Annotated in this window: 2 protein-coding genes; both read right to left on the bottom strand. The window is 61.5% G+C overall.

Annotated elements, in window-relative coordinates:
• Nucleotides 1–167: 167 nt before the first annotated feature.
• The gene (gene ileS / locus PSTU_RS0103835) at nucleotides 168–2,999 is read right to left on the bottom strand and encodes an isoleucine--tRNA ligase (protein ID WP_019339719.1); all 2,832 of its coding nucleotides are present in this window, start codon (nucleotides 2,997–2,999) and stop codon (nucleotides 168–170) included.
• A gap of 1 nt (nucleotide 3,000) precedes the next feature.
• Nucleotides 3,001–3,722 (bottom strand): bifunctional riboflavin kinase/FAD synthetase (gene ribF, locus PSTU_RS0103830; protein WP_029404602.1); only part of this gene is annotated, 722 nt, incomplete at its 5' end.

The raw sequence follows: 3,722 nt of genomic DNA, 5'->3' as shown, positions 1-3,722 counted from the left end.
CCAGCTTGCTGGCGATCCCAATCGTGAAGCTGCGATCGCCAGCAAGCTGGCTCCCATGCCGTTGGACGGGTGCAACCCGCGCGGAGAATCTTGCCCCCACACCAATGCTCGTGACAGTCAGCAAAAGCCCACGGTGGGTTGCGCCCGCCCTGCGATCAGATGCGCCGTCACGCATAGTGACGAACCTCGCCGTCACCTTCGATGTTCTCGACGCAGCGGCCACAGATTTCCGGATGCGCCGCATGAGCACCGACATCGGGTAGGTGATGCCAGCATCGGCCGCATTTAGCGTGGCCGGTCTTGCTGATCTGCAACTTGAGGCCGGAAAGCTCGCTCTGTACGGCCTCCGCCGGTGCGGCGGTAAGAGGCGCTACCGTCACCGCCGAGGTGATCAGCACAAAGCGCAACTCGCTGCCCAGCTTGGCCAGATCGGCCACCAGTGCGTCTTCAGCGTAGAGCACGACTTCGGCCTGCAGATTACCGCCAATGGTCTTCGCGGCGCGCTGGGTTTCCAGCTCCTTGTTTACCGCGGCCTTGACCGCCATAACCTTATCCCAGAACTCGCGGCCCAACTCGACATTGGCGGGCAGCTCCGCCAGCCCCTCGTACCAGGTGTTGAGCATCACCGATTCGTTGCGCTCACCCGGCAGGTACTGCCAGATTTCATCAGCCGTGAACGACAGAATCGGCGCAATCCAACGCACCAGCGCCTCGGCGATATGGTACAGCGCGGTCTGGCAAGAGCGGCGCGGCAAGCTGTCGGCACCCGTGGTGTATTGACGGTCCTTGATGATGTCGAGATAGAAACCGCCCAGCTCCTGCACGCAGAAGTTGTGGACCTTCTGGTAGACGTTCCAGAACTTGTAGGTGCCGTACGCTTCTTCGATTTCCCGCTGCAACAACAGGGCGCGGTCAATGGCCCAGCGGTCCAGGACAATCAGCTGATCGTTGGGCACCAGATGCGTAGCCGGATCGAAACCGTCAAGGTTGGAGAGCAGGAAGCGCGCAGTGTTACGGATACGGCGATAGGAGTCTGCGCTGCGCTGCAGGATCACATTGGAGACAGCCATTTCACCGGAGTAATCGGTCGAGGCCACCCAGAGACGGAGGATGTCTGCGCCCAGACTGTCAGTGACTTCCTGCGGTGCAACGACATTGCCCAGCGACTTGGACATTTTGCGGCCGTTCTCATCAACGACGAAACCGTGGGTCAGCAAGCCCTTGTAGGGCGCGTGACCGTCAATGGCCGAGCCGGTCAGCAGCGAGGAGTGAAACCAGCCACGATGCTGGTCGGAACCTTCCAGATACAGGTCCGCACGCGGCCCCTGGTCGTGCCCCATCGGGTGCGAGCCACGCATGACGTGCCAGTGAGTAGTGCCGGAATCGAACCAGACGTCCAGGGTGTCGCTGATCTTTTCGTACTGAGCCGCTTCGTCGCCCAGCAGTTCGGCCGCGTCCAGCTTGGACCAGGCCTCGATGCCGCCCTGCTCCACGCGTTGCGCAACGAATTCCATCAGTTCGACGGTGCGCGGATGCAGCTCGCCGCTTTCCTTGTGCAGGAAGAACGGGATCGGTACACCCCAGGTACGTTGGCGCGAAATGCACCAGTCAGGGCGCCCGGCGATCATGCCGTGCAGTCGAGCCTGGCCCCACGCGGGAACAAATTCGGTCTGCTCAATGGCATCCAGTGCGCGGCGACGCAGCGAGCTGCCGTCGTGAGCGACCTTGTCCATACCCACGAACCACTGCGCCGTGGCGCGGTAAATCAACGGCGTCTTGTGCCGCCAGCAGTGCATGTAGCTGTGTTGGATCGACTCGTGTTTGAGCAGCGCGCCGACTTCACGCAGCTTCTCGACTATCGCCGGATTGGCCTTCCAGATGAACTGACCGCCGAAGAACGGCAGGTCCGACACGTAGACGCCATGGCTCTGCACCGGGCTGAGAATGTCGTCATTCTCCGTGCCGTAATGCTTGCAGGAACGGAAGTCGTCTTCACCATACGCGGGCGCAGAATGAACGATGCCAGTGCCAGCGCCGGTTTCCACGTAGTCAGCCAGATAGACCGGGGCGAAACGCTCATAAAACGGATGGCGGAAGCGGATGAGCTCCAGCGCCTTGCCCTCGCAACGGGCAATGATCTCGCCCTGCAACTCGTAGCGCTGCAGGCAAGACTCAACCAGCTCTTCGGCGAGCACGAGCAGCCGGTCGCCAGTGTCGACCAGCGCGTAGACGAAATCGGGATGAACGTTGAGCGCCTGGTTGGCGGGAATGGTCCAAGGGGTGGTTGTCCAGATGACGATGCTGGCCGGCTTGCTCAGCGCTGCGACGCCGAAGGCCGAGGCCAGCTTGTCCGCGTCCTCGACCTGGAAGGCGACATCGATGGCATCGGACTTCTTGTCCTGATACTCGACCTCCGCCTCGGCCAATGCCGAGCCACAATCGAAACACCAGTTCACCGGCTTCAGGCCCTTGAAGACGAAACCGCCCTCGACCATTTTCGCCAGCGCGCGGATCTCACCGGCCTCGTTGGCAAAATCCATGGTGCGGTAAGGATTGTCCCACTCGCCGAGCACGCCGAGGCGGATGAAATCAGCCTTCTGTCCCTCGATCTGCTCGGCCGCGTAGGCGCGGCAGCGCTCCCGAGTCAGGTCCGCTGGCTGGTTCTTGCCATAGGTGATCTCGACCTTGTGTTCGATCGGCAGGCCATGGCAATCCCAGCCCGGGACGTAGGGCGCATCGAACCCGGCCAGGGTCTTGGAGCGGACGATGAAGTCCTTGATGACCTTGTTCACCGCGTGACCGATATGAATGCTGCCGTTGGCATACGGCGGGCCATCATGCAGGACGAACTTCGGACGACCTTCTCCAATCTGCCGCAGCTTTCCGTAGAGGTCGATGCTGTTCCAGCGCTGCAGGGTCTCCGGCTCGCGCTGTGGCAGACCGGCCTTCATCGGAAATGCCGTGGACGGCAGATTGAGGGTCGCTTTGTAATCGGTCATGTCAGTCCTGACTCGTGGTAAAGGGTGAAGCCCGCCAGTATTCGCGAGCCGCAGCAATATCTGCTTCGATTGCCGTCTTGAGCGCCTCCAGCGAGGCAAAGCGCTGCTCGTCACGCAGCTTGCGGTGAAAGGTCACGCGCAGCAGACGACCATAGAGGTCGCCTTGATAATTGAGCAAATGCACTTCCAGATGCGCTTGCCCGTCGCTTTCGACCGACGGCCGCATCCCAATATTGGCGACCGCCGGCTGGACGATGCCATCGACCTCCGTGCTCACCATGAATACTCCGTTCACCGGTGTATTTTTGCGCTTGAGCTGGACATTGGCGGTCGGCGCACCTAATTGCCGGCCCAGCGCCTGCCCATGCATGACCCGACCGGTAATGCTGAACGGGCGGCCGAGCAGCTTCTGCGCCAGCCCCAGGTTGCCATCAGCGAGCACCTGGCGCAGTCGCGTGCTGCTAACGCGCTCACCGTCGACCTCGATAGTGGTGGCGGCCTCAACGGTAAAGCCTTCGGCAGCGCCCGCTTTCAACAAAAAATTGAAATCGCCGGCACGATCACAACCGAAACGGAAGTCATCACCGACCTCCAGGTGCCGCACGCCAAGCCCTTCAACCAGCGTCGCGTGAACGAACTCGGCGGCGCTCAACTCGCGTAAACGGCGGTTAAAGGCCAGGCACAGCACCAGATCGACGCCCTGCTCGTCCAGCAACCGCAACT

It is taken from the genome of Stutzerimonas stutzeri SDM-LAC, assembly GCF_000235745.1.
In the GTDB taxonomy this organism is placed as follows: Bacteria; Pseudomonadota; Gammaproteobacteria; order Pseudomonadales; family Pseudomonadaceae; genus Stutzerimonas; species Stutzerimonas stutzeri_H.
The sequence above is the reverse complement of the archived record's forward strand: the minus strand, read 5'-3'. Positions and strand labels throughout refer to the sequence as shown.

Bases quoted from the DNA above. Each gene is read 5' to 3' on its own strand.
- ileS (WP_019339719.1), bottom strand. From the start codon at position 2,999: ATGACCGATTACAAAGCGACCCTCAATCTGCCGTCCACGGCATTTCCG.